Annotated in this window: 22 protein-coding genes; 17 read left to right on the top strand and 5 right to left on the bottom strand. The window is 42.2% G+C overall.

What is annotated here, in order from left to right:
- Nucleotides 1-413: 413 nt before the first annotated feature.
- From malQ to nrdI, 5 genes are all read left to right on the top strand, one after another.
- Entirely contained in the window at nucleotides 414-1,955 is a 1,542-nt protein-coding gene (malQ, locus tag HMPREF9186_RS05880; protein ID WP_332251622.1) for a 4-alpha-glucanotransferase, read from the top strand.
- A gap of 45 nt (nucleotides 1,956-2,000) precedes the next feature.
- On the top strand, nucleotides 2,001-4,259 hold the full coding sequence (gene glgP / locus HMPREF9186_RS05875; protein ID WP_009731882.1) for a glycogen/starch/alpha-glucan family phosphorylase: 2,259 nt from the start codon (nucleotides 2,001-2,003) through the stop codon (nucleotides 4,257-4,259).
- A gap of 700 nt (nucleotides 4,260-4,959) precedes the next feature.
- Nucleotides 4,960-7,770 carry a YSIRK signal domain/LPXTG anchor domain surface protein gene (locus HMPREF9186_RS05870; RefSeq protein WP_009731881.1) on the top strand — a complete coding sequence of 937 codons (2,811 nt, stop codon included), beginning with the start codon at nucleotides 4,960-4,962 and terminating at the stop codon, nucleotides 7,768-7,770.
- A gap of 427 nt (nucleotides 7,771-8,197) precedes the next feature.
- Entirely contained in the window at nucleotides 8,198-8,713 is a 516-nt protein-coding gene (locus HMPREF9186_RS05865) for an ABC transporter permease (protein WP_009731880.1), read from the top strand.
- A gap of 61 nt (nucleotides 8,714-8,774) precedes the next feature.
- Nucleotides 8,775-9,230 carry a class Ib ribonucleoside-diphosphate reductase assembly flavoprotein NrdI gene (nrdI, locus tag HMPREF9186_RS05860; protein WP_009731879.1) on the top strand — a complete coding sequence of 152 codons (456 nt, stop codon included), beginning with the start codon at nucleotides 8,775-8,777 and terminating at the stop codon, nucleotides 9,228-9,230.
- 194 nt (nucleotides 9,231-9,424) lie between these two features.
- Here the strand turns inward: nrdI and HMPREF9186_RS05855 are convergent, their stop codons facing one another.
- On the bottom strand, nucleotides 9,425-9,691 hold the full coding sequence (locus HMPREF9186_RS05855) for a hypothetical protein (RefSeq protein WP_009731878.1): 267 nt from the start codon (nucleotides 9,689-9,691) through the stop codon (nucleotides 9,425-9,427).
- Nucleotides 9,692-9,785: 94 nt separating this feature from the next.
- The gene (gene argS / locus HMPREF9186_RS05850; RefSeq protein WP_009731877.1) at nucleotides 9,786-11,474 is read right to left on the bottom strand and encodes an arginine--tRNA ligase; all 1,689 of its coding nucleotides are present in this window, start codon (nucleotides 11,472-11,474) and stop codon (nucleotides 9,786-9,788) included.
- Between the two features lie 104 nt (nucleotides 11,475-11,578).
- On the opposite strand from argS, the gene argR reads away from it, so the two are divergent.
- Nucleotides 11,579-12,019, top strand: coding sequence for an arginine repressor (gene argR / locus HMPREF9186_RS05845; RefSeq protein ID WP_009731876.1), 441 nt, complete (start codon nucleotides 11,579-11,581; stop codon nucleotides 12,017-12,019).
- A 125-nt stretch (nucleotides 12,020-12,144) separates the two neighbouring features.
- Complete coding sequence (gene mutS, locus HMPREF9186_RS05840; RefSeq protein ID WP_009731875.1) at nucleotides 12,145-14,694, top strand: DNA mismatch repair protein MutS; 2,550 nt, start codon at nucleotides 12,145-12,147, stop codon at nucleotides 14,692-14,694.
- A gap of 34 nt (nucleotides 14,695-14,728) precedes the next feature.
- Here the strand turns inward: mutS and HMPREF9186_RS05835 are convergent, their stop codons facing one another.
- A complete protein-coding gene (locus HMPREF9186_RS05835; protein WP_009731874.1) occupies nucleotides 14,729-15,187 on the bottom strand; it encodes a DUF3021 domain-containing protein in 459 nt (152 codons plus the stop codon).
- Nucleotides 15,184-15,621 (bottom strand): LytTR family DNA-binding domain-containing protein, encoded by a 438-nt coding sequence (locus HMPREF9186_RS05830; RefSeq protein WP_009731873.1) that lies wholly within the window; start codon nucleotides 15,619-15,621, stop codon nucleotides 15,184-15,186. The genes HMPREF9186_RS05835 and HMPREF9186_RS05830 overlap by 4 nt, the downstream gene beginning before the upstream one ends.
- Nucleotides 15,622-15,866: 245 nt before the next feature.
- Between HMPREF9186_RS05830 and mutL the strand changes: the two genes are divergently transcribed.
- The 4 genes from mutL to HMPREF9186_RS05810 are packed head-to-tail and all read left to right on the top strand — an operon-like array spanning nucleotide 15,867 to nucleotide 19,561.
- Nucleotides 15,867-17,810: a DNA mismatch repair endonuclease MutL gene (gene mutL / locus HMPREF9186_RS05825; RefSeq protein ID WP_009731872.1), complete on the top strand. Its 1,944-nt coding sequence runs from the start codon at nucleotides 15,867-15,869 to the stop codon at nucleotides 17,808-17,810.
- A 20-nt stretch (nucleotides 17,811-17,830) separates the two neighbouring features.
- Nucleotides 17,831-18,424, top strand: coding sequence for a Holliday junction branch migration protein RuvA (gene ruvA, locus HMPREF9186_RS05820; protein ID WP_009731871.1), 594 nt, complete (start codon nucleotides 17,831-17,833; stop codon nucleotides 18,422-18,424).
- Nucleotides 18,424-19,053 (top strand): hypothetical protein, encoded by a 630-nt coding sequence (locus HMPREF9186_RS05815; protein ID WP_009731870.1) that lies wholly within the window; start codon nucleotides 18,424-18,426, stop codon nucleotides 19,051-19,053. The genes ruvA and HMPREF9186_RS05815 overlap by 1 nt, the downstream gene beginning before the upstream one ends.
- The gene (locus HMPREF9186_RS05810; protein WP_009731869.1) at nucleotides 18,995-19,561 is read left to right on the top strand and encodes a DNA-3-methyladenine glycosylase I; all 567 of its coding nucleotides are present in this window, start codon (nucleotides 18,995-18,997) and stop codon (nucleotides 19,559-19,561) included. The genes HMPREF9186_RS05815 and HMPREF9186_RS05810 overlap by 59 nt, the downstream gene beginning before the upstream one ends.
- A 57-nt stretch (nucleotides 19,562-19,618) precedes the next feature.
- Here HMPREF9186_RS05810 and HMPREF9186_RS05805 read toward each other — a convergent pair whose 3' ends face one another.
- Nucleotides 19,619-20,650, bottom strand: coding sequence for a S66 family peptidase (locus HMPREF9186_RS05805; RefSeq protein WP_009731868.1), 1,032 nt, complete (start codon nucleotides 20,648-20,650; stop codon nucleotides 19,619-19,621).
- 376 nt (nucleotides 20,651-21,026) lie between these two features.
- Here HMPREF9186_RS05805 and HMPREF9186_RS05800 point away from each other — a divergent pair, with 376 nt between their 5' ends.
- The 6 genes from HMPREF9186_RS05800 (at nucleotide 21,027) to ruvX (ending at nucleotide 25,589) form a co-directional block, all read left to right on the top strand.
- Nucleotides 21,027-22,295, top strand: a complete 1,269-nt coding sequence (locus HMPREF9186_RS05800) for a competence/damage-inducible protein A (protein WP_009731867.1) — start codon at nucleotides 21,027-21,029, stop codon at nucleotides 22,293-22,295.
- A gap of 119 nt (nucleotides 22,296-22,414) precedes the next feature.
- Nucleotides 22,415-23,560, top strand: a complete 1,146-nt coding sequence (recA, locus tag HMPREF9186_RS05795; protein ID WP_009731866.1) for a recombinase RecA — start codon at nucleotides 22,415-22,417, stop codon at nucleotides 23,558-23,560.
- Nucleotides 23,561-23,647: 87 nt separating this feature from the next.
- Complete coding sequence (spx, locus tag HMPREF9186_RS05790) at nucleotides 23,648-24,046, top strand: transcriptional regulator Spx (RefSeq protein WP_003009108.1); 399 nt, start codon at nucleotides 23,648-23,650, stop codon at nucleotides 24,044-24,046.
- 134 nt (nucleotides 24,047-24,180) lie between these two features.
- Entirely contained in the window at nucleotides 24,181-24,777 is a 597-nt protein-coding gene (locus HMPREF9186_RS05785) for an SP0191 family lipoprotein (RefSeq protein ID WP_009731865.1), read from the top strand.
- A 126-nt stretch (nucleotides 24,778-24,903) separates the two neighbouring features.
- Nucleotides 24,904-25,170: an IreB family regulatory phosphoprotein gene (locus HMPREF9186_RS05780; RefSeq protein WP_003002070.1), complete on the top strand. Its 267-nt coding sequence runs from the start codon at nucleotides 24,904-24,906 to the stop codon at nucleotides 25,168-25,170.
- Nucleotides 25,170-25,589: a Holliday junction resolvase RuvX gene (ruvX, locus tag HMPREF9186_RS05775; protein ID WP_009731864.1), complete on the top strand. Its 420-nt coding sequence runs from the start codon at nucleotides 25,170-25,172 to the stop codon at nucleotides 25,587-25,589. The genes HMPREF9186_RS05780 and ruvX overlap by 1 nt, the downstream gene beginning before the upstream one ends.
- Nucleotides 25,590-25,603: the final 14 nt, after the last annotated feature.

Genomic DNA, 25,603 nt, shown 5'->3' with positions numbered 1-25,603 from the left:
TTTAGACAAACGTTTTCCTTAACACGAATAGTATATCACAGGGCGAAAACGTTTGCAAGCTCTTTGTGCAAAAAATTTTAAAATTTTTTTATCTTCTATTATATACACACAAATAGTTGACAAGAGAATAAGAAAGGGTTAAACTAGGCATGGAGTGAATCTGCAGAAAAAATCATAAAAGTTTAGGAAACCTCTTGCATAAACTGCAGGAATACTTTATAATGGACACGTAACGCAAACGTTTTCCTTGGACGTTGCATAAAGATGACCTAGAGTCATTTATAAATAGGTTAAATTCAGTTCTATGTCTGATGGCTGGGCTTCTTCTATTCTTTCTGAGAGTCGGAGTTGGATCAGAAACAGTGTAGAAGGTTCGTCTATTTTTCTTTGAAACAAAAAATATTAAACTAAAGGTGGTACCCTCAATGAAAAAACGCCAAAGTGGTGTCTTGATGCACATTTCATCCTTGCCTGGGAAGTATGGAATCGGTTCGTTTGGTCAAGCGGCCTACGATTTTGTGGATTTCCTGGTTCGGACCAAGCAACGGTATTGGCAAATTTTGCCTCTCGGAACAACCAGTTATGGAGATTCTCCATATCAATCTTTCTCAGCTTTTGCAGGTAACACCCACTTTATTGACTTCGATCTCTTTATCGAGCAAGGGCTCTTGGATGCATCTGATGTTGAAGGTGTTGATTTTGGTCAAGATCCAATAGAAGTAGACTATGCGAAGATCTTCGAACAACGTCGTCCCCTTTTAGAAAAAGCCGTTGCGAACTTCTTGAAATCAGGTGATCAAAAAGAATTCCAAGCCTTTTGCGAAGCCAATGCTTCTTGGTTGGAGCTCTTCGCAGAATACATGGCTATTAAAGAACACTTTGATTTGAAAGCTTGGACAGAGTGGCCAGATGCAGCTATTCGTGCGCGTGAGCCAAAAGCTTTGGCTAAATACCGTGAAGAATTGGCTGATCAATTGACTTACCATCGTGTAACTCAATTCTTCTTCTTCCAACAATGGTTGGCCTTGAAAGCTTATGCCAACGACCACCACATTGAAATTGTGGGAGATATGCCAATCTATGTAGCGGAAGATTCAAGTGACATGTGGGCTAATCCTCATCTCTTCAAAACAGATGAAAACGGAAAAGCAACTTGCATTGCAGGATGCCCGCCAGATGAGTTCTCAGCAACTGGTCAACTTTGGGGGAACCCAATCTATGACTGGGAAGCAATGGACAAAGATGGCTACCAATGGTGGATTGAACGCTTGCGTGAAAGCTTCAAGATCTATGACATCGTTCGGATCGACCACTTCCGTGGTTTCGAATCATACTGGGAAATCCCTGCTGGTTCTGAAACTGCAGCACCAGGTAAATGGGTCAAAGGTCCTGGCTACAAACTCTTTGCAGCCGTGAAGGAAGAGCTCGGTGATTTGAACATCATCGCTGAGGACCTTGGCTTTATGACGGATGAAGTTATTGAGCTTCGCGAACGTACTGGTTTCCCAGGAATGAAGATTCTTCAATTCGCCTTCAATCCTGACGATGAAAGTATCGATAGCCCTCACTTGGCACCAAACAACTCTGTGATGTACACTGGAACACATGATAACAACACAGTTCTTGGATGGTACCGCAATGAAATCGACGATCCAACTCGTGAGTATCTTGCTCGTTATACCAACCGGAAAGAGTACGAATCTGTACCGCATGCTATGCTTCGCACCGTCTTTGCTTCCGTCAGCTTCATGGCGATTGCTACGATGCAAGACTTGCTTGAGTTAGATGGCTCAGCTCGGATGAACTTCCCATCTACTCTCGGTGGTAACTGGTCATGGCGAATGACAGCGGATCAATTGACTCCAGCTGTCGAGCAAGAATTGCTTGATTTCACTACGATCTATCGTCGTGAAAACAAAGACTTGAAAAAAGAAGTTAAGAAAGCAAAAAAATAATCTTTCCCCCCTATTAAAATTGTTGAAACAAAGGAGACTCCCAACATGGAATCATTACAAAAATATGTGATTGATCATCATCAAAAAACAATTGCTGAATGTTCAAATGAAGAATTGTACATTGCCTTGCTAAATTACACGAAGCAAGCAAGCGCTCAAAAGAAATTAAATACTGGTAAGAAAAAAGTTTACTACATCTCAGCTGAGTTCTTGATCGGTAAACTCTTGTCTAACAACTTGATCAACTTGGGTCTTTACGACGATGTTAAAAAAGAATTGTCAGATGCTGGTAAAGACTTGATCGAAGTCGAAGAAGTGGAATTGGAACCATCACTTGGTAACGGTGGTTTGGGACGTTTGGCAGCCTGCTTTATCGACTCTATCTCAAGCCTTGGTTTGACAGGGGATGGGGTTGGTTTGAACTACCACTTTGGTTTGTTCCAACAAGTCCTTAAAAACAACCAACAAGAAACGATTCCAAATGCATGGTTGACTGACCAAAGCTGGCTCGTTCGTTCAAGCCGTAGCTACCAAGTGCCATTTGCACACTTCACATTGACTTCTACCCTTTATGATATCGATGTCCCTGGTTACAAGATTGAAACCAAGAACCGTTTGCGTTTGTTCGACTTGGATTCAGTTGATTCATCTATTATTGAAGATGGTATTAACTTTGACAAGACAGATATCGCTCGCAACTTGACCCTCTTCTTGTACCCAGATGATAGTAACCGTCAAGGGGAATTGCTCCGTATCTTCCAACAATACTTCATGGTATCAAACGGTGCACAATTGATCATCGACGAAGCCATCGAAAAAGGAAGCAACTTGCATGACCTTGCTGACTATGCTGTTGTCCAAATCAACGATACTCACCCATCAATGGTCATCCCTGAATTGATCCGTCTTTTGACAGAACGTGGTATTGGAATGGATGAAGCCATCTCTATCGTTCGTAGCATGACGGCTTACACTAACCACACAATCCTTGCAGAAGCCCTTGAAAAATGGCCACTTGAATTTTTGCAAGAAGTGGTTCCTCACTTGGTTCCAATCATTGAAGAATTGGACCGCCGTGTTCGCGCTGAATACAAAGATCCAGCTGTTCAAATCATCGATGAGAATGATCGCGTACACATGGCGCACATGGATATCCACTATGGATTTAGCGTAAACGGGGTAGCAGCACTTCACACAGAAATCTTGAAGAATTCTGAGTTGAAAGCCTTCTACGACATTTACCCTGAAAAATTCAACAACAAAACAAACGGTATCACATTCCGTCGTTGGCTCATGCATGCCAACCCAACCTTGTCACACTACTTGGATGATATCCTCGGACGTGACTGGCACCATGACGCATCTAAATTGGAAGACCTTCTTTCTTATGAAGATAAAGATGCAGTCAAAGCAAAATTGGAAAACATCAAGTCTCACAACAAACGGAAATTGGCTCGTTTCTTGAAAGACCATCAAGGTGTGGAAATCAATCCTAACTCTATCTTTGATACCCAAATCAAACGTCTCCACGAATACAAACGTCAACAAATGAACGCTTTGTATGTGATCCACAAATACTTGGACATCAAAGCTGGAAATATCCCTGCTCGTCCAATCACAGTATTCTTTGGTGGTAAAGCAGCTCCTGCCTACACAATCGCTCAAGACATCATCCACTTGATCCTTTGCTTGTCAGAAGTGATTGCAAACGACCCAGCAGTAGCTCCACACTTGCAAGTCGTAATGGTTGAAAACTACAACGTTACTGCAGCAAGCTTCTTGATCCCAGCATGTGATATCTCAGAACAAATTTCATTGGCTTCAAAAGAAGCTTCAGGTACTGGTAACATGAAATTCATGTTGAACGGAGCTTTGACTCTTGGTACTATGGACGGAGCTAACGTGGAAATCGCTGAGTTGGTTGGAGACGAAAACATTTACATCTTTGGTGAAGATTCAGAGACTGTTATCGATCTTTACGAAAAATCTGCATACAAATCAAGCGAATTCTACGCTCGTGAAGCGATCAAACCATTGGTTGACTTTATTGTGAGCGACGCTGTTCTTGCAGTTGGTAAGAAAGAACGCTTGGAACGTCTTTACAATGAATTGATCAACAAAGACTGGTTCATGACTCTTCTTGACTTGGAAGACTACATCAAAGTGAAAGAGCAAATGTTGGCTGATTACGAAAACCGTGATGCATGGTTGGATAAAGTCATCGTCAACATTGCTAAAGCAGGATTCTTCTCATCTGACCGTACCATCGCTCAGTACAACGAAGATATCTGGCACTTGAACTAATCGCTATATCTTAGACCAAGGTCCTTGAGACCTTGGTTTTTTTAATTGAGAACTTAGAAAGAAAGTGTAAAAGATAAAGGGAGTTTAGAACTTGTTTCTAAAGAGCGAAGTGGCTGAATCTTCCTAGATATAGCAGATCTCTCTTGTAGGAGATCTTTATTTGGATATAAGTTAATCAGAGAGAGAATAATCCATTAAAAAATGGTAGAGGTGGAACTGTTGGTTGAATGGTAGACAAAATATAAGAAATACTGGCCTCTGTATAGTTTAAAAGAGGCTAGAGCAAAAGGGGGCCTACTTGAATCGCTTCCTAAAAAAGTATTGTTTTTTTGAATTTCGTAGCCGGATAAGGGAAAAAATTACATAATTTTTTATTTCAAACCTCAAATATAATTTATTGGTATAAAAAATTACTTCCCCTTGAAAGAAGAGTTGGTGAAATTTTGTGAATGAAAATAGAATGTAAAAATCCTTGAAAATAGAGAGTTTTTCATAGGTGTTTGCATACATTTATAAGCATACAATGAAAAAGAGCTCGAAAGTTTGGGATTTCAAGTTGTTATATATTTAAAGTAAAATAAAAAATTAAATTAACAAATATATAGAAATGGTTGATTGTGATACAATGGAGTTAACTGAAAGTAGCATATTTTTGCCTCTACAGTGAGATTTTTTTAAACAAAAAAGGAGAGTTTTGAAAATGAAAAGCTATCGTGAACATGTTTCGAAGCAGGAAAAATTTTCAATTCGTAAGTTATCAGTCGGTGTTGTTTCATTGGCCATCGCTGGATTGGCTACTGTTAATACCTACGGAGCAGAAGTGAAAGCAGATGAAGCAACAGCGCCTGCAACTGAAGCGACTACTACGGATACAGCAACAAGCGATGCAGCTGTTTCAACAAGTTCTAAGTTGACATCTACAACTGTGACAGAAGGAAATAAAACAGTTACGACGACTTATGTAGAATCACCAGAACTTGAAAAAGCAAAAGCTGATGCGGCTACAGAAGGTGTGACCGTTACAGAAGAAGCTGAAAAAGTCCAACCATCTATCGCAGCAGCAGAAGCAGATAATAAAGCTCAAACAGCTGAAATCAACACAGTAGTTGATAACTACAAAAAGGCAAAAGCGGAGTATGAAGCAAAATCTCAAGAAATCACATTGATTGAAAAGAGAAATGCGGATGCGGAAGCAAATTACCAAAAGAAAACAGCAAAGTACAATCAGGAAAAGGCAGCTTATGATAAATCTTTAGAAGAGTACAATACTACAAAAGCAGCCTACGATGCCAAAGTAGCAGAAAAAGCAGCAGCAGATCAAGCGAATGCAGAAGCTAAAGCTAAGTATGATGCGGAAATGGCTGTTTACAATACAGCTAAAGCGCAATATGACAAAGATTTACAAGAATATCAAGCTAAGAAAGCTCAATACGATAAAGATAAAGAAGCTTATGGTAAGTTAGTTGCTAAGAAAGCAGAAGAAGATGCTGCCAAGAAAAAATACGACGCTGATCTTAACACATACAATGTTAAAAAAGCACAGTATGAAAATGACTATATTGCTTATCAAAAGGAATTAGCTGAATACGAAATTGCTAAAAAACAATATACGGACGCGAAACAAGCATACGACAAATATATGACAGACAATGCGTATGCTGACCTTAAAAATGTGTCAACTGTCCAAGATTTGACCTTCCAACGTGAAGGTGGAGCAACGCATACCATTGATGGGATCAGCACGTATCTTACTCGTGATGCCCAAGCTCGTTTAAATACCAGCAATGTGCAACAATATGCTTCCAATAAATTGGAAGCTGCAGATATTGTAGCAACCAGTCCTTGGGCGAATAATGAGACTGAATACATTCAAGTGAAGGAAGGCGACAAATTTGTTGTGACCTATGATAACTTGAATCAGTCTAGCATGCGTGAAGATACGGATATGCATCCAATCAAACGTGTGATTTACCGCTATGAGATTTTGAGTCTTCCATCAAATGATGGCAAAGGGATTGCTGCAGTTAGTGCGGATCCAACAGTAACTATGACAGTGGGTGCTTCAACAGACCAAGATAAACCTGTTAAGGTTGCTGTCGATGTTGAATTTTATGATGGTGATGGCAAAAAATTTGATTTGACGAAACGCAATGCCATTGTCGCTTTGAACTCCCTCAACCACTGGACAGGTGCTTCCTATGTAGATAGTGGAGATAAACCTCGTGCCCTTACAGTAGAAGCCAAAGATAAAGATGGTAACACTGTTCGTGGCACATGGGATCCCTATGCAGATGGTTCGTCAATGAGCATTGAAAACAATGAAGTGAAGGTTAAAACAGGAAGAGCAAACTTTGGTGATGCCACTGTTTCCATTTCAGCGGACAATCCTCTTAAAATTGTGAAACAGACCTATGGTTATGTAGAAGTTGAAGCCGGTAAATGGGCACCAGGTACAACTCCTGAGAAGGAAGAAGTAACAGATGCCTTAACTGTGAATGCTTCAGGTTCAGGAAGTGTTCATTCCATTGGAACGGAAGAATTTACCTTTGAAGGTAAGGATGACGTTCTCGGATCATACAAAGTAGATGCAACGACTGGTCAAATTACGTTCACACCTAAGAAGAAATTCGAAACAGTAGACCACCAAGAGTCTGTAAATGTTGGAAACAATAAATTTATTCCAATTCCAAACTCAAGTGTTTCTTATGATGCGGCTACTAAGGAAGTAACTTCTTTCAAGGATAACCAATATATTGAACATGGTTCCGTCTTTAACGGGGAAACATCTTCAACTCTTGAAGGTTGGGATAATCCATCTTCTAAATATCTCTATTACGGTGGAGCAGGCTTGAAGATGTCTGATGGTCACTTAGTCTTTACAGCTAATGGGGCCAATGCGGCTGGTCAACCAACGGTTTACTGGTTTGCCATCAACTCAAATGTAGGTCTTCCGAAAGAGCCAGGTAAAGAACCGAAAGAGCCAACGGCTCCTGAAGAACCAAAGGCTCCAACTCCACCAACGATTACAATTGAAAAACTACCAGCAATTCCGACGGAACCAACTCCGCCAACAGCTCCTACAGCACCAACCCAACCAACCTACACTGTCATTACGGTCGATGTGAAGGAACCAAAGGCTCCAACTCCACCAACCCAACCAACCCCGCCGACTCCTGAAGTCGTTCCAAATACGAAACCGGTGAAACCGGAAGCTGAAGTGAAATGGCATAAGAATAAAGTGGTAACGGAAACAGACATTCCAACCCCACCAACACTAGTTCCTCCAACTCCACCAACTCCATACAACCCACCAACACCAATCGTTCCTCCAACTCCAGAGGTTCCAACAAAACCAACTCCTGAAGTTCCGGAACAGCCTGTAGAACCTGCGCAACGACAAACACCTGCGCTTCCAAATACAGGTACAGAAAGCTCAGCTGCAGCTGTTCTTGCAGGTGCGATGGTTGGATTGCTTGGATTGGGTCTTGCTCGCAAGAAAAAAGAGGATTAATTCTTATTTCTTTCGTTCATTCATCTAAATAAAGAAAGTCAGAAGGCAAGTCCTTCTGACTTTTTTGATGGAGTGATGACCAAATAGTTGAGAAAAAGAACTGAATAGTTTTTGGATAAGGAACGGAAATGGCTTTTAAAGACCAAATAGTGTCCAAATGAAGCAGAATAGAAATAATCTACTGAAATAGAGAAAAATCAGCTATACTAGTCCTGTTCGAATGAAAGTTTATAGGACTCCGTTAGATCTCTAATCATTCCAATCATACAGTTGCGATGTCTTTTTCATCTTTTGCACACATTACTTTTCCAAATGAATTTCATTTGAACATATCAGCGATCAGGCAAGTACTTCCATGCTTTTGAGGTGCTTGCCTTTCTATCTGTATCGCGATATAATAGTGTGTAAGAAATGAAAAGGAGTTTGTATGAAAAAGAAACCTATCTATTTGTATATCCTGTTATTTTTCTCCACAGTGGGAACCCTAACATCAGCTGTCGCTACCTTTGGAGCTTCAAAGAATTTCGAATTGACAGACGATTTTGCGAACCAACTTGCTTTAACGACAGCTCAAGACAAGGCAGATTACATAGTTTATTATGAAAAATCAGTACAAGTCAATCAGTCTCCACTAGCTTTTTTATTTGTTTCACTGATTTTGATTGCCTTACTTGCAACTTTCTATTTCCTCTTTATGAAGCAGGATCTGTTAACAGCCCATTATACTTATATGGGACAGATTGTGTTAAGTCAAGTCTTCTCTTGTTATAATTATTTTGCAGGGCGCTCACTATTAGCTACTTTTTCAAATCCATCCCTTCGTCAACGATATCTAGTATCTTCATCCCTTGCTTTGTTATTCTTGACGGCTATAGCCATCCTCTTCTTTGGAATTGTTTTGTATAAAGCCTTGCGTTTGAGAAAAGCTCAAGCTAGGGCCTAATAGATAAGTTTGAATGGAGCTCTCTTAGAGGATAAGAGACCTTCTTGATTGGAGAAAAAAGATGAAAGTATCCTTTGTGTATATTAGTCTGAGTGGGAATACAGAGAGTTTTGTTCGCCGTTTAAGTGACTATTTGCTGGAAGCCCATCCAGGGCTTGAAATTGAAAAAATCCATGTCAAAGACTTAGTCAAAGAAGGGAAGCCCTTCTTTGAAGTCGATACTCCTTTTATCACCTTTTTGCCTACCTATCTAGAAGGAGGTAATGGTGTTGACAATGGGGATGTGGAAATTTTGACGACAGATGTAGCAGACTTTATTGCCTATGGAGACAATGCCACTAAATGCTTGGGTGTTGTAGGATCTGGAAACCGCAACTTCAATAATCAATATTGCCTAACGGCCAAGCAGTACAGTCAACGCTTTGGTTTCCCTATACTAGCAGACTTTGAGATGCGAGGGATGCTAGGGGATATCAAAAAAGTAGCTGCGATTGTAGAAGATCTGTATCATCTGTAAAATAAAGAGAGGCTGGGACAAAAGTCCTAGCCTCTTAATTGTTTTTGGATTGTCGAGCAAGACGCAGTGGTTGAGTGGGCTCTACTACGCTGATTTCATCAGCTTTTACAGCCCTACTCAACTGTGCGGAGGTGGGACGACGAAATCGAATTCTAACGAATGACCGATTTCTGTCCCACTCTCTTTTTTACGGTTTATTTTAATTTCTCTATAACTTCTTTAGCAAGTAAAAGACCTAATCGATAGTCCTTATCGATGGCATGAATGACATCGTTGATGTTATCGGTCTCTTGGATTTTTTTCTTGATACTCTCTTTGAAGGCTTGGTCTTTCAAAAGTTGTTCTTGTAGGAGCCGTTTGAGTGTTTCTTTTTCGTATTTGTTATATAAAAAGAGGATCACTAAACTGAATAAAAATTGATGTGTGAAATGTTGTCTCTTCGAAAATCCGAGTATGGACATGAGAAAAGGAGTGAGAAAGAACTAATTTCAAATGCATTTAGTTCTTTCTCACTCCCAGAAGAGATATTCTACTGATCAACAACTAGATAAGAAATTACATTTTCTCAGGTGCATCTACACCCAATAGACGAAGTGCTTCTTTCAAAACAACTGCTGTTGAGTAGCTAAGAGCAAGACGGCTATCGCGTTCTGGGCTTTCATCTAAGATACGAGTGTGAGCATAGTACTTGTTGAAGGCTTGAGCCAAGTTGATGGCATATTTAGCAATCAAGGATGGATCATAGTTTTCAGCAGCACGTTTCACGACACGAGAGAAGTCTTGGAGAAGTTTGATGATTTCCCAGCTTTCTGGGTCGCTCAAGCTGTAAGTTGCATCTGTTGATGGAGTGAAGTTAGCTTTGCGAAGGATGGATTGGATACGAGCGTATGCGTATTGAACGTAAGGTCCAGTTTCCCCTTCGAAGGATACCATGGCTTCAAGGTCAAAGTCATACCCGTTGCGACGGTCAGTCTTCAAGTCATAGAACTTAACGGCACCAACACCGACTGCATGTGCTACTTCTTCCTTGTTTTCCAATTCAGGGTTCTTCTCTTCGATCTGAGCTTTGGCACGAGAGATAGCTTCTTGAAGAGTTGGTTCGAGTAGGATGATATTTCCTTTACGAGTTGACAATTTTTGGCGGTTCTTTGTGACCAAACCAAAGTCAACGTGGATCATATCGTCGCTCCAGTCAAATCCCATTTTCTTCAAAACAGCTTTCAACTGACGGAAGTGGTTGGATTGTTCTTGACCTACAGCATAGATGTTTTTCACAAAGTTGTAAGTCCGTGCACGGTAGATAGCGGTTGCGATATCACGAGTGATGTAAAGAGTGGCACCGTCTGATTTCTTAATCATAGCTGGTGGAAGGTTGACATCATCCAACTCAACGATGCTAGCCCCTTTAGACTCTTTCAACAAGCCTTTTTCTTCAAGGATTTGGACAGCTTCATCCATCTTGTCATTGTAGAAAGCTTCTCCGTTTAAGCTATCGAATTCAACACCGAGTAGTTTGTAGATACGGTTGAATTCTACCAAACTCTCGTCACGGAACCATTGCCACAATTCAGTCGCTTCTGGATCTCCGTCTTCCAATTTCTTGAACCAGAGACGTCCTTCTTCATCAAGCTTAGGGTCGTTTTCAATTTCGGCATTGATACGAACGTAAAGTTTTAGCAATTCATCGATTGGATTGGCTTCGACAGCTTCCTTGCTACCCCATTTTTTATAAGCGACCATCAAGAGACCAAATTGTTTGCCCCAGTCTCCCAAGTGGTTGATTTTAATGGTGTTGTAACCCATTTTGCGGAAGATGTTTGAAAGAGCATCCCCGATAACGGTTGAGCGCAAGTGACCAACCGAGAATGGTTTTGCAATATTTGGACTAGAAAGGTCGATGGTAATATTTCCTCCATGTCCTTCGTCTTGCTGACCGTAGTCTGCACCTGCTTCGATAACAGATTTGATCACTTGATCAGAGATCTTAGATTTGTCCAAGAAAAAGTTTACATAAGGTCCAGTTGCAACAACTTTTTCGAAGGCGCTTTGGTCGATTTTTTCAGCAATGTCTGCAGCGATTGCTTGAGGAGCCTTGCGTTCCACTTTTGCAAGTGAGAAGGCTGGAAAAGCAATGTCACCAAGATCAGATGATTTTGGTTGTTCAAGCAAATTTAAAATAGCATCTTGGTCAAGAGAGTCAATCACTTTGGCCAATTCACTAGCAATGAGTTCTTTATTGTTCATATTAGCTCCTTAGTCCTTTTAACTATTATTTTAACACAATTCTGAGCGAATTTTCAATTTTTTTGGTATAATTTAAAGTATATTTATTCAAAAGTGGAGGTCCAATGAAAAAGACAGAACGACACCTTTTGATTCAACAGATGATTCGAAATGAAAAACTGTCCACGCAAAAAGAGATTCAGGATCGTTTAGAAGCAAAAGGAATTGCAGTAACGCAAACGACCCTCTCACGTGATTTGCGGGATCTAGGTCTGGTCAAGGTGAAGCGAAAAGATCAATTGTATTATATTTTACCAAACGAGCCAGAAGTAGCAGAGATTTATATTATGTTGTCTACCCATGCCAAATCTGTCTCGCGAGCGGAATTCACCTTGGTGTTACGGACAGAGCTTGGAGAAGCAGCCCTCTTGGCCAATGGTGTGGATGAGATGTCAGATGAGCGTATTTTAGGGACAGTAGCAGGGGCTAACACTCTCTTGATTGTCTGTCGAGACCAAGATGCAGCCATTGAAATTCAAAATGAAATTTTAGGGATGATGCAATAATCAAGCCCATTGAAAGTAAACCGATTCTTAGATGTCATAGGAGGAAGATAGGCAACTATCTACTCCTGTTTTCATCTATGGCGCTTGTTTCGGAACATGATGCACAGTAAGGATTAAAAGAAAGTATGGCAGTAGAAAAAATATCTCCTGGAATGCAGCAGTATCTAGATATCAAAAAAGACTATCCAGATGCTTTTTTGCTGTTTCGAATGGGTGATTTTTACGAATTATTTTATGAAGATGCAGTGAATGCAGCTCAAATTTTAGAGATTTCCTTGACCTCACGGAATAAAAATGCAGAGAATCCGATTCCTATGGCGGGTGTTCCCTACCATTCGGCCCAGCAGTATATCGATGTCCTCATTGAACAGGGCTATAAGGTTGCGATTGCAGAACAAATGGAAGATCCCAAAGAAGCCAAGGGGGTCGTTAAGCGGGAAGTGGTACAGGTGATTACCCCTGGTACAGTGGTGGATTCGACAAAACCGGATAGTGAGAATAACTTCTTGGTTGCCTTGGATCGCTCAGGAAATGATTATGGACTAGCCTATATGGATCTGGTGACAGGTGAGTTTCAGGTGACCACCCTTAATGACTTCACTATGGTTTGTGGAGAAATCCGCAATTTACGTGCGCGTGAGGTGGTCCTGGGTTATGAGTTGCCAGAACAGGAAGAGCGTGTTTTTGTGAGCCAGATGAATCTCTTGCTGTCACATGTTGAGACGGCGCTTGACGATGTCCAACTCTTAGGGGATCATCTGAGTGAGCTAGAAAAGAAAACGGCTGGGAAACTTCTCCAGTATGTCCACCAGACGCAAATGCGGGAATTGAGCCATCTCAAAAAAGCCCATCATTATGAGATTTGCGATTTCTTGCAGATGGACTTTGCGACCAAGGCCAGTCTGGATTTGACAGAGAATGCTCGGACTGGGAAGAAACATGGTAGCTTGTATTGGTATTTGGATGAAACTAAGACGGCCATGGGAGGTCGTTTGTTGCGGTCCTGGATTCAGAAACCCTTAGTCGATTTGAAACGGATTCAAGAGCGCCAGGACATCATTCAGGTCTTTATGGATCATTTCTTTGAACGGAGCGATTTGACCGACAGCCTCAAAGGGGTCTATGACATTGAACGCTTAGCGAGTCGGGTTTCCTTTGGTAAGATCAATCCTAAGGATCTCTTGCAGCTAGGAGATACTCTGGGGCATGTGCCGACGATCAAGTCGATTCTACTGGGGATTGGTGATCCAGTATTAGATGTCTTGATTGCACGCTTGGATGAGCTACCTGAGTTGCACCGCTTGATTACTTCCGCGATTGCTCCAGAAGCGTCTGCTGTTATTACAGAGGGAAATATCATCCGTACAGGTTTTGACGAGCAATTAGACCAGTATCGTGTCGTTCTTCGGGATGGTACTGGTTGGATTGCTGAGATTGAAGCCAAGGAACGCGAAGCTAGTGGCATTACCGGTCTGAAAATTGATTACAACAAGAAGGATGGCTACTATTTCCATGTCACCAATTCTCAATTGAACCACGTTCCTGCTCATTTTTTCCGCAAGGCGACCTTGAAAAATTCAGAACGTTTTGGTACGGAAGAATTGGCACGCATCGAAGGCGATATGCTAGAGGCGCGTGAGAAGTCTGCTAATCTGGAATATACGATTTTTATGCGGATTCGTGAAGAAGTTGGTAAGTATATTCAGCGTCTGCAACAGTTGGCTCAGGCAATTGCGACGGTTGATGTTTTACAAAGTCTAGCCAGTGTTGCCGAATCGCAACAATTGATTCGTCCCCTCTTCCATGAAGAGAGACGGATAGCGATCGACAAAGGCCGTCATCCGGTTGTTGAGAAAGTCATGGGGGCCCAGTCCTATATTCCGAATAGCATCTTTATGGATGAAGAACAGGATATTCAGCTGATTACAGGGCCAAATATGAGCGGGAAGTCTACCTATATGCGCCAATTGGCGATTATCGTGATTCTTGCCCAAATCGGCTCCTATGTCCCAGCGCAAAAGGCTGAGTTACCAATCTTTGACGCCATTTATACCCGGATCGGTGCTGCCGATGACCTGGTATCGGGCCAGTCTACTTTTATGGTAGAAATGATGGAGGCTAATCAGGCCATTCGCAAGGCAACGCCCCAGTCTTTGATTTTATTTGATGAATTGGGACGGGGAACGGCGACCTATGATGGGATGGCCCTCGCCCAATCCATCATCGAATACATTCACGATCGTACTGGAGCCAAAACCTTGTTTGCGACCCATTACCATGAGCTGACGGCTCTCTCGGAGACTCTATCCCGATTGGAAAATGTCCATGTCGCGACCTTGGAGCGAGATGGACAGGTCACCTTCTTGCACAAGATTGAACCTGGCCCAGCGGATAAGTCCTATGGGATTCACGTGGCAAAGATTGCTGGTTTACCAGAGGCCTTGTTGCAACGGGCAGATGCTATTTTGACCAAACTCGAAGGACAAGCCCAGCAAGTTCCGCTTGTGAATGCAAGTCCTGCAAAGGAAGTCCCTTCGCAGGTTGCTGAACAAATGTCCCTCTTTGAGGAAGAGACAGAAAATACAGTGATCACAGAATTGAAGAATTTGGATCTCTACAATATGACTCCCATGGAAGTCATGATGGCAGTTGCCGAGATGAAAAAGAGAATATAAAAAACAGTTCAAAATGAACTGTTTTTTATATTCCTCAGGCTTTCCCTTGTAATTGACGGTTGATCTCGTCTACTTTCTTTTTATTGAGGTAGTGAGAAACAAGCCAGATAATGAGATAGACGAAGCTGAACTCAAGAATGACGGAGAGATAAAAACTGATTTGCATTGGGAACCAGCCCCCCAAAGTTGCTAGTGGTAGGAAACCAAAGAGCATCAAAAGATAGTGGCTGACGGTTGCGCGCAGTAAACTCCAATCTTTGTTGAAAAGGACATTCCCCAAGCTGAAGAGGAGTCCGATTCCGGCCCAGATTAGGACACAATAGAGCATAACAATAGAGCCGTGTACTTCATGTTTTTGCATCCACTGGCCAACAGCTGAGCTAGGACTGAGGGGCATATAGGTGGAAGGGGCGTTCAAGAATGAAAAGAGGATGGAGAGGATGAGACCGATCAAGATCCCTTTTAGAGCGTTTGTAAAATGGTGTTTCATCATGATAATTTCTCCTTAATAGCTTTTAAATACCGACGAGAGGAGTATGCTAAACTCCCGTTTTTAAGATAGATTTGAACCGATCCGCTAGTGGTAAAATGCAGATGATCGATTTCTTTGGTGTTGATAATTTCAGATTGGGAAATTTTTAAAAAGTAGCTGGGCAAGTCTTCAGAGACTTGGTAGAGAGGACCTGTAAGGATAAAATGATCATCCTTTGTTTCACCAACTACTTGCCGATTTTCAATATAGAACCGATGGAACAAGCGGGCCTCTACAAGATAGGTTTCGCCCTCTTTTTTCGCTCGCAAACGTTCCTTCTGGTCCAACATTTCCACAAAATCACGGACTTGTTCTACACGCGCAGAAAGTGTAGGTGCTGTAATGGTCACCGCTTCTTCTTGGAAATGGGGATCAATGTGTACTTCAACTTTCATAAAATTTTATCTCCCTTCTTAGGTAAAGTCGGTTGGCCTGCTAGCCCGGCTCCTTCTTTACACTACTATTAAACACTTTTTCCAAAGGGAAGACAAGGGGATTTGTTTATGTGGTCATTTTCTTTGCCTATGCGGTTTTTAGGGAAGAAGATGGGGCCAGCCTCCATTTTTTAAGAAAGGGAGTCCTGTGGATCTGTGGTATAATAGAGCTACATGTATCGGTGAAAAAAGGTAAAGGAGCAGCTATGTCACAGATTATTGAATTGCCAGAAGTCCTAGCCAACCAGATTGCGGCAGGTGAAGTAATTGAACGACCTGCTAGTGTGGTCAAGGAATTGGTTGAAAACTCGATCGATGCTGGGGCTAGCCAGATCGTCGTTGAAATCGAAGAAGCAGGATTGAAGTCGATTCGGATCACAGACAATGGGGAAGGAATTGCGCATGATGAGGTCGCTTTGGCCCTTCGTCGACATGCGACCAGTAAGATCAAGAATCAAGCGGATCTTTTTCGCATTCGAACGCTTGGTTTTCGTGGCGAGGCCATGCCTTCCATTGCTTCTGTTAGTATTCTAACCCTTCTAACGGCGCAAGAAGGAGCTGCCCACGGGACCAAATTGGTCGCAAAGGGTGGCGAAATTGAGGAATTGGAGCCAGCGACAAGCCCTGTCGGGACCAAGATCACAGTGGAAGATCTCTTTTTTAATACCCCTGCTCGTCTCAAGTACTTAAAGAGCCAGCAGGCAGAGCTATCCCATATCGTGGATATTCTCAATCGCTTGAGCTTGGCCCATCCAGAGATTGCTTTCACCTTAATCAATGATGGAAAAGAAATGACCAAAACGGCAGGTACTGGCAATCTCCGGCAAGCGATTGCGGGCGTCTATGGCTTGGCGTCTGCCAAGAAGATGGTAGCCATTGAAAATCGCGACCTAGATTTTGAAGTGACGGGCTTTGTGTCTTTGCCTGAATTGACTCGTGCCAATCGCAACTACATCAGTCTCTTTATCAACGGCCGCTACATCAAGAATTTCTTGCTCAATCGGGCTATTTTAGACGGTTACGGTAGTAAACTCATGGTGGGTCGCTTCCCACTTGCGATCATTCATATCCAGATCGACCCTTACTTAGCGGATGTCAATGTTCACCCGACCAAGCAAGAAGTGCGTATCTCTAAAGAACGAGAATTGATGGCTTTGATTTCCCAAGCCATTGCGAATGCTCTGAAAGAGCAGGACCTAATTCCGGATGCTCTAGAAAATCTAGCCAAGTCGACCATTCGCCGAACAGAAAAGCCAGTACAGACAACCTTGCCTTTAAAAGAAAACCGCCTTTATTATGACCGAGAAAGTCAAGATTTCAAACTTCGACCAGAGGTGGCAGATCCTCAACTTCCTCTAACAGATGAAGCTACTGCTGATTCGATAAGCCAAGAAAATCCAGTAGAAAAACCGACAAGTGCGATCAAGTTTGCGGAAAGAAAGGCTGCGGTATACGATGAACTGGATCACCCAGAGTTGGATCTGGCTAGTCTAGACAAGGCCTACGACAAGCTGGAGGGAGAGGGAGCATCGACCTTCCCAGAGTTGGAATATTTTGGTCAGATGCATGGAACCTATCTCTTTGCCCAAGGCAATGGGGGCCTCTATATCATCGACCAGCATGCAGCCCAAGAGCGGATCAAATACGAAGAGTACCGAGAGAGCATCGGGGATGTGGACGGCAGTCAGCAACAACTGCTGGTGCCTTATATCTTTGAATTCCCTACAGACGATCTGATCCGCCTGCAACAGCGCAAGCACCTTCTAGAAGAAGTGGGAGTCTACTTAGAAGAATACGGAGCCAACCAGTTGATCTTACGGGAACATCCAATCTGGATGAAGGAAGAGGAGATTGAGGCGGGCATCTATGAAATGTGTGACATGCTCCTCTTGACCAAGGAAGTGTCGATCAAGAAGTACCGGGCTGAATTGGCCATCATGATGTCCTGCAAACGCTCCATTAAGGCCAACCACACACTGGACGATTACTCTGCACGCGATCTGATCTATCAACTGTCCCAATGCGACAACCCTTATAACTGCCCTCACGGCCGTCCGGTTTTGGTTAACTTCACCAAGTCGGATATGGAAAAGATGTTCCGACGCATTCAGGAAAATCACACTAGCCTGCGGGAATTGGGCAAATATTAAGTAAACGATAAAGGAAGATTATGTACGAATACATTAAAGGAATTTTAACAAAAATTACCGCCAAATACATCGTGGTGGAGACAGCTGGGATCGGCTATCTCTTGCATGTGGCCAATCCCTATGCCTACTCTGGCAAAATGAATCAAGAGGTGCAAGTCTATCTGCACCAAGTGGTCCGGGAAGACGCTCATCTTCTCTATGGCTTTGTGACCGAAGAAGAGAAAAAGCTCTTTCTGAACTTGATCTCAGTCTCTGGAATTGGCCCAGTCTCAGCTCTGGCCATCATTGCTGCGGATGACAATGCAGGCCTCGTCCAAGCCATCGAAAGCAAGAACATCACCTACTTGACCAAGTTTCCGAAGATCGGCAAGAAAACAGCCCAACAAATGGTCTTGGATCTAGAAGGTAAGATCAATCTTGATCTAGAAGATGCACCGGCTCAGTCCAATGCCAAAGTTTCAGAAGAAAACCAAGCTCTTGAAGAAGCTATGGAAGCCATGTTAGCTTTGGGCTACAAGGCAACGGAACTTAAGAAAATCAAGAAATTCTTTGAAGGAACGACGGATACTGCTGAGAACTATATCAAGTCTGCCCTGAAGATGTTGGTGAAATAATGAGCATTGCTCGAATTAAACTAGTTGAAGCAAGAAGCAGTAACAACCATATCAAGATAATGTTTAAGAATGGGAAGATTAAGACAATACGGATACACTGTAAAGTTTTTCCTTTATTTTGTAAAAATTGTCAACAGAGTCAGACAGAATTATTTTTGCATAATGGATCTCGCTATGGTCAAGTTGGCTCAATTTCTTGTGAATTTTGTGGTGTGAGTATTGCCATAGTTGATAATGACAATATAGTAGATAGTATAAAGGTGAATGATGAATCTTGTTCTTTCGAAAAACTCTATCTGTTAAGTGCAGACTACATTGAATGGTTTCAAGAATGGTATGGAATAACATTGGCTCCCGAAAGCTTTTTTGAAGGTTGGACTAATTGGATCACTGTAGACCAACTTCGAGAACAGATTGAAACATTAACTGATATAGAAACAGATGGTCAAGCAAGGTATCAAACAGATGAAAAATTTAACCCTCTACCACCAGATATTAATCGTTGGATTAATCTATTGGAGAAGTCTACTGTTCCCTTGCCTGATTATGTTTCAAAGATAGGAGAAGTCTATGCCAAAACGTTGTGGATGGGTCAAAATGAACAATCCGCTATATGTAGCCTACCATGATGAGGAGTGGGGACGTCCCCTCCATGATGACCAGGCGCTCTTTGAGTTGCTTTGCTTAGAGACCTATCAGGCTGGCCTGTCTTGGGAGACGGTGCTCAATAAACGGCAGGCTTTCCGTGAGGTTTTTCATGGCTATCACCTTCAAGGTGTTGCAGACATGACGGATGAAGAACTGGAAGCTTTGTTAGACAATCCAGCCATCATCCGCAATCGTGCTAAGATCTTTGCGACACGGGCCAATGCCCAGGCCTTTTTACAGGTTCAGGTGGAATTCGGCTCTTTTGATTCCTATCTCTGGTCTTTTGTAGATGGGAAAACCATCGTCAATGATGTTCCGGATTACCGGCAGGCTCCAGCGAAGACAGCTCTTTCTGAGAAGCTAGCCAAGGATCTCAAAAAGCATGGTTTCAAGTTTACTGGTCCCGTTGCGGTCCTATCCTACCTACAAGCAGCAGGCCTGGTCAATGATCATGAGAATGATTGTGAATGGAAAAGTGGAAATAAGTGACGTTAGATGACTAGAACATCAGAGAATATAGAAAAAGCTGAGAGTCTTATCTCAGCTTTATTTGTTATAGTCAAAGTGGATGACTTGCTCCGTTGCATCTACATACGCGTGGACTCCGAAGGGGACAATTGCTCTTGGAGTGGCATGGCCAACGTTTAGATTATAGAGAATTGGGATATTGCTATCAATGATATCCAATAGTGCCTCTTTATAGTCGTCATAGAAAGTTTCATCCATAGGTTTTCCGACCAAGAGTCCACTGATGACCTCGAATATACCAGTTTCCTTTAAAGTCCGCAACATCTTTTTGAAGTCTTCAGGATTAGGCTTTTCTTGGCTGGTTTCTAGCAAGAGGATTTTTCCTTCCCAGTCGGATAAGTCAGGGAAAAGTTTGTATTTTTGGCAGAGGTCTGTGCTATCTGCGTGTAGAGAGTTGTCAAAAATATCATAGAGAGACTCAAGACAACCACCGAGGATTTCCCCTTCGAATTGAGCATTGCCTTGTAACAAGTCAAAACCTGTATTTGCATGACTAACACGAGGTGTTCCCAGAGCCTTGGGACTAAAATCAGTCCGTTCCTCGTACCAAACGTTACTAGGGCGAATTTCTGAGATTTTTCCAGTCTCAATCAATTCTTTAAAGTAGTGGCGGCTATATGGCAACATTTCCTTGTCTAATTCACAAATGTCTGCAAAAAAGGATTGCCCATAAAAAGTCTTGATTCCTAGTTTATGCAACATGAGATGGTTCATGGTCGTATCCGAGAAGCCAAGAAAAATCTTTTGCTTGATAACCTTTTGTAGTTGGTCATTTTCAAAAAGATGGGGCAATAAACGATAGGTATCGTTTCCACCGATGGCGCATAAGATCATGTCGATGCTATCATCAGAAAATGCCTGAATCAAATCCTCCGCACGAGCTTCAGGATGTTCTTTGATAAAGTCTAAGCCTTTTAGTGAATGAGGTAAAAAGATAGGATTGAGTCCCAGGTCTTTGAGTCGTTGGACCCCCAAGTCCACTTCATGCTTGACAAAGTCCTCTCCGATAATCCCACTAGATAAACTTATAATACCAATAGTAGAAACCATATCTCATCCTCCTAGAAATAAATTGATGCTATTGTATCACAAAAAATGAGGGGAAACAACAAGAATTAGAGCCAGAAGAAGGCTTTTAGATCAAGAAAGAAGAAAAAAGCAACCGCTCGATATGGTTGCTTCAGAATAGAGATAAGCTCTATCAACAATAGAAAATAGCCCTTTAGAAGTTGATTACCACATAGTTAAAACTCTTAGGAATGTTGATGTAATAGTGTTTCTAAGAGTTTTTCACTTTATACTCTAAAAGAAAAAGATTGAAGAAAGTTGTCCAAAATGAACTTTATCTTCAATCTGTTTTTTAAATAATTTAGGAAATTGTGTTAAAATGAAATGAAAATTACGAATAGTATAAGTGGGAGGCACCATGAAGGCGGAAATTATTGCAGTGGGAACAGAAATTCTAACAGGACAAATTGTGAACACCAATGCTCAATTCTTGTCTGAAAAATTGGCTAGTTTAGGAATTGATGTCTATTATCATGTGGCGGTAGGAGACAATGAAGGCCGTCTCTTCTCGACCATTGAGACAGCTTCAAAGCGCAGCGATTTGGTGATTTTGTGCGGTGGACTTGGTCCGACAGAGGATGATTTGACCAAGCAAACCCTTGCCAAGTTTTTAGGGAAAGAACTGATTTTTGATCCAACAGCGCTTGCCAAACTCGACACCTTCTTTGCCAGTCGCCCTGATTATGTCCGGACGCCCAATAATGAGCGACAAGCACAAATGATCGCTGGATCAATCCCCCTTCAAAACCGTACAGGTCTCGCGGTTGGAGGTTTGATTGAAGTCGACGATGTGACCTATGTCGTTCTACCTGGTCCTCCAAGTGAGTTAAAGCCAATGGTCAATGAACAATTGGTACCTCATTTGACAACAGGGGAGCAGCTCTTTTCAAGAGTTTTGCGCTTCTTTGGGATTGGGGAAAGCCAGCTGGTTACGATTTTAGCCGATATCATTGAAGAACAGAGCGATCCGACGGTAGCTCCTTATGCCAAGACAGGAGAAGTGACCTTGCGTCTGTCTACAAAGGCGAAAGATCAGGCAGAAGCGGATGCTAAGCTCGATGTCTTAGAAAAGGAAATCTTATCACGCCACACCCTGGATCATCAACCCTTGCAAGAGTTGTTTTACGGTTATGGAGATGACAATTCGATGGCCAAGGTTGCTTTTGATCTTTTGAAACAGACTGGTAAGACCATTACAGCTGCAGAAAGCCTGACAGCTGGCCTTTTCCAAGCGACTTTGGCAGATTTTTCAGGTGCTTCCAGCATCTTCGCAGGCGGTTTTGTCACCTATAGCTTAGAAGAGAAAAGCAAGATGTTGTCCATCTCAGCTCAAGACTTAGAACAACACGGAGTGGTGTCGCATTTTACAGCCCAAGCTATGGCTTCGCAGGCCCGTAAATTAACAGGATCCGATTATGGTGTTAGCCTGACCGGAGTTGCGGGACCAGATAGTCTAGAAGGGCATCCAGCAGGGACGGTCTTTATCGGACTGGCAACTCCAAATGGAGTGGACAGTGTCCAAGTCAATATCGCTGGACGTAGCCGGGCTGATGTCCGCGAAATTGCAGTCCTTCATGCCTTTAATTTGGTGCGCCTGGCTGTATTAAATAGTGAAAATTTGGTATAATGAAGTTTGTGCCAAATGAAGAATGATTCTAAAAATGGATAGGAAATGAGCCTTTCAAATGACGGTAATCGTTGGTGAGTTGCGTACATTTCCTGTATAGTAAAAAATAGGAGAAAAGAATGGCGAAAAAACAGAAAAAATTAGATGATATCTCTAAGAAATTTGGAGATGAGCGTGAAAAAGCGCTCAATGATGCCCTGAAGTTGATCGAAAAGGATTTTGGGAAAGGATCCATCATGCGTTTGGGCGAACGCGCGGAACAAAAAGTTCAGGTCATGAGCTCGGGTTCATTGGCTCTTGATATTGCCTTGGGTGCTGGGGGCTATCCAAAAGGTCGGATCATCGAAATCTATGGTCCGGAATCATCTGGTAAAACAACCGTTGCCCTCCATGCAGTTGCGCAAGCACAGAAAGAAGGGGGTATTGCTGCCTTTATTGATGCCGAGCATGCCTTGGATCCATCATATGCAGCAGCTCTTGGGGTTAATATCGACGAACTTCTCTTGTCTCAACCAGACTCAGGGGAACAAGGACTTGAAATTGCCGGTAAATTGATCGACTCTGGGGCGGTTGATTTGGTGGTTATCGACTCTGTTGCGGCCTTGGTACCACGTGCGGAAATCGATGGAGATATCGGGGATAGTCACGTTGGTTTGCAAGCGCGGATGATGAGCCAAGCGATGCGTAAGCTTGGAGCTTCGATCAATAAGACCAAGACCATTGCCATCTTTATCAACCAATTGCGTGAAAAAGTTGGAGTCATGTTTGGGAATCCTGAAACGACACCTGGTGGTCGTGCCCTGAAATTCTACGCCTCTGTCCGTCTAGATGTTCGTGGAAATACCCAAATCAAGGGTACTGGGGACCAAAAAGATACCAACGTTGGTAAGGAAACAAAGATCAAGGTTGTGAAGAACAAGGTAGCTCCTCCGTTTAAAGAAGCCATGGTTGAAATCATGTACGGGGAAGGAATTTCACGTACGGGTGAATTGGTGAAGATTGCAACAGATTTGGATATCATCCAAAAAGCTGGTGCTTGGTACTCATATAACGGTGAAAAAATCGGTCAAGGATCTGAAAATGCTAAGAAGTTCTTAGCAGACCACCCAGAAATTTTCGACGAAATCGACCACAAGGTTCGGGTACATTTTGGTTTGATCGAAGAAGACGAAGCAGTGAAACCGCTTGATAAAACTGGAGAAGCAGCTCCGATCGTAGAAGAAGTGACACTAGATTTAGATGACGCGATTGAAATTGAAGATTAATTTTTTTCAAAATAGGTCGCTAGACTGATGGTTTTTGTGTTATAATTTAATACGATAGTATTATCGTGTAGCGAAAGGAGTGCATGCATGATTAAAATATATACAGTGTCAAGTTGCACCAGCTGTAAAAAAGCAAAGACTTGGCTCAACGCTCACCAGCTAACTTATAAAGAACAAAACCTCGGTAAGGAAGGGATCACCAAAGAAGAATTATTGGATATCCTTACAAAGACTGAAAATGGAGTGGCAAGCATTGTCTCTTCAAAAAATCGATACGCTAAAAATCTAGGAGTGGATATCGAAGACTTGAGTGTCAATGAAGTCATTGATATCATTATGGAAACTCCACGTATTCTAAAAAGTCCTATCTTGGTAGATGATAAACGCCTCCAAGTTGGCTACAAAGAAGACGATATTCGTGCCTTCTTGCCACGATCAGTTCGAAATGTAGAAAATGCAGAAGCGCGGATGCGTGCAGCACTTTAAAGCAATTGAAAATCAGAAACAGTTTGTTTCTGATTTTTTTCTTTAAATTTAGAAATGCAGAGTAGTTTCCTGCGCCATTTTCCCAAATCTGTGATACAATATTTTAGAAACCAATAACTAGTAAGGAATGAAAAATGAAAAGAAAGATCTTCTTATTGGGTACTCTTGTTTTGTGTTTGACAGGATGCGGTCAAAAAAAGCAAGCGAAAACGCCAACCTCAAGTGAGCAAAAAGCAATCAAAGCGAAAGCAGAACAGCTGCAAAAAGATAATAAGAGTATCTTGCAAAAGGCTGAGGAGAATCAAGTGATCACACGAACCTTTGTCTTTCCAAAAGATGACAAGGGAACGCAACAGACCCAAATCGTAACCTATGTGGGCAACACCTTCAAGAAATTGGAGACCATCAATGTGACGGCAACCGATGAGGAATTGAAAAAAGGGATCCAACAGGTCGGTGTCGAAGAAGCACAAAAGCAATTGAGAGAATCCTTTAATAAGGATGATGCCTTTAAGGAAGCTTTGACAGTGCCTGGTTTCACGGCTGATCTGACCTTGGAAAATGAGAATGAGTACAAGGTGACCATTACCTATGACTTTGAAGCCATGGATGTGAAGAAGGCAGAAGGCATGACCTACTTCAAAAATAATCACTTGCCAGAGTTGTTGAAGTTGACACCAAGTCAATTTGCGGATAATCTCATCAATGCCGGAGCGAGTGAGCAAAAATAAAATAGAACAGTCGGGGATCAGTAGCCTAAAAATGCTTGAAAAAGCTCTAAAATCAATGGCTTGTCCGTTGTGAAAAGGCTCTGATTATGGTATAATAGTAATATTCTAAGGAAAGAGGGTGTTCTTGTGGGATTTACAGATGAAACAGTACGTTTTAATCTTGATGATTCAAATCGTAAGGAAATTAGCGAAACCTTGAAAGATGTTTATTTATCACTGGATGAAAAAGGCTACAATCCAATTAATCAAATCGTAGGATACGTACTTAGTGGTGATCCTGCCTATGTACCTCGGTATAACAATGCGCGAAACCAAATTCGTAAGTATGAACGAGACGAAATCGTTGAAGAATTGGTGCGTTATTATTTGAAAGGGCAAGGAATAGACCTCTAATGAGAATTATGGGATTGGATGTTGGCTCAAAAACAGTTGGGGTTGCGGTAAGTGATCCCCTTGGTTTTACAGCTCAAGGTCTTGAAATCATCCAAATCGATGAGGATAAAAAAGAATTCGGTTTGGAGCGCTTATCCGAATTAGTGGCTCAGTACAAGGTGGATCGTTTTGTTGTGGGCTTGCCCAAAAATATGAACAACACCAGCGGACCACGTGTGGAAGCTAGTCAGGTTTATGGTGCCATGATTGCTGAAAAGTTTGGCTTACCAGTTGATTATCAAGATGAGCGATTGACCACAGTAGCTGCAGAGCGGATGTTGATCGAACAAGCAGATGTGAGCCGTAGCAAGCGTAAAAAAGTCATTGATAAGTTGGCCGCCCAGCTCATTTTACAAAATTATTTAGATCGCAATTTTTAGAAAGAAAACGAGGA

Source organism: Streptococcus sp. F0442 (assembly GCF_000314795.2).
Classification (GTDB): domain Bacteria; phylum Bacillota; class Bacilli; order Lactobacillales; family Streptococcaceae; genus Streptococcus.
This window is presented reverse-complemented; position numbering and strand designations above follow the sequence as displayed.

Bases quoted from the DNA above. Each gene is read 5' to 3' on its own strand.
- glgP (WP_009731882.1), top strand. From the start codon at position 2,001: ATGGAATCATTACAAAAATATGTGATTGATCATCATCAAAAAACAATT.
- HMPREF9186_RS05870 (WP_009731881.1), top strand. From the start codon at position 4,960: ATGAAAAGCTATCGTGAACATGTTTCGAAGCAGGAAAAATTTTCAATT.
- HMPREF9186_RS05865 (WP_009731880.1), top strand. From the start codon at position 8,198: ATGAAAAAGAAACCTATCTATTTGTATATCCTGTTATTTTTCTCCACA.
- nrdI (WP_009731879.1), top strand. From the start codon at position 8,775: ATGAAAGTATCCTTTGTGTATATTAGTCTGAGTGGGAATACAGAGAGT.
- HMPREF9186_RS05855 (WP_009731878.1), bottom strand. From the start codon at position 9,691: ATGTCCATACTCGGATTTTCGAAGAGACAACATTTCACACATCAATTT.
- argS (WP_009731877.1), bottom strand. From the start codon at position 11,474: ATGAACAATAAAGAACTCATTGCTAGTGAATTGGCCAAAGTGATTGAC.
- argR (WP_009731876.1), top strand. From the start codon at position 11,579: ATGAAAAAGACAGAACGACACCTTTTGATTCAACAGATGATTCGAAAT.
- mutS (WP_009731875.1), top strand. From the start codon at position 12,145: ATGGCAGTAGAAAAAATATCTCCTGGAATGCAGCAGTATCTAGATATC.
- HMPREF9186_RS05835 (WP_009731874.1), bottom strand. From the start codon at position 15,187: ATGATGAAACACCATTTTACAAACGCTCTAAAAGGGATCTTGATCGGT.
- HMPREF9186_RS05830 (WP_009731873.1), bottom strand. From the start codon at position 15,621: ATGAAAGTTGAAGTACACATTGATCCCCATTTCCAAGAAGAAGCGGTG.
- mutL (WP_009731872.1), top strand. From the start codon at position 15,867: ATGTCACAGATTATTGAATTGCCAGAAGTCCTAGCCAACCAGATTGCG.
- ruvA (WP_009731871.1), top strand. From the start codon at position 17,831: ATGTACGAATACATTAAAGGAATTTTAACAAAAATTACCGCCAAATAC.
- HMPREF9186_RS05815 (WP_009731870.1), top strand. From the start codon at position 18,424: ATGAGCATTGCTCGAATTAAACTAGTTGAAGCAAGAAGCAGTAACAAC.
- HMPREF9186_RS05810 (WP_009731869.1), top strand. From the start codon at position 18,995: ATGCCAAAACGTTGTGGATGGGTCAAAATGAACAATCCGCTATATGTA.
- HMPREF9186_RS05805 (WP_009731868.1), bottom strand. From the start codon at position 20,650: ATGGTTTCTACTATTGGTATTATAAGTTTATCTAGTGGGATTATCGGA.
- HMPREF9186_RS05800 (WP_009731867.1), top strand. From the start codon at position 21,027: ATGAAGGCGGAAATTATTGCAGTGGGAACAGAAATTCTAACAGGACAA.
- recA (WP_009731866.1), top strand. From the start codon at position 22,415: ATGGCGAAAAAACAGAAAAAATTAGATGATATCTCTAAGAAATTTGGA.
- spx (WP_003009108.1), top strand. From the start codon at position 23,648: ATGATTAAAATATATACAGTGTCAAGTTGCACCAGCTGTAAAAAAGCA.
- HMPREF9186_RS05785 (WP_009731865.1), top strand. From the start codon at position 24,181: ATGAAAAGAAAGATCTTCTTATTGGGTACTCTTGTTTTGTGTTTGACA.
- ruvX (WP_009731864.1), top strand. From the start codon at position 25,170: ATGAGAATTATGGGATTGGATGTTGGCTCAAAAACAGTTGGGGTTGCG.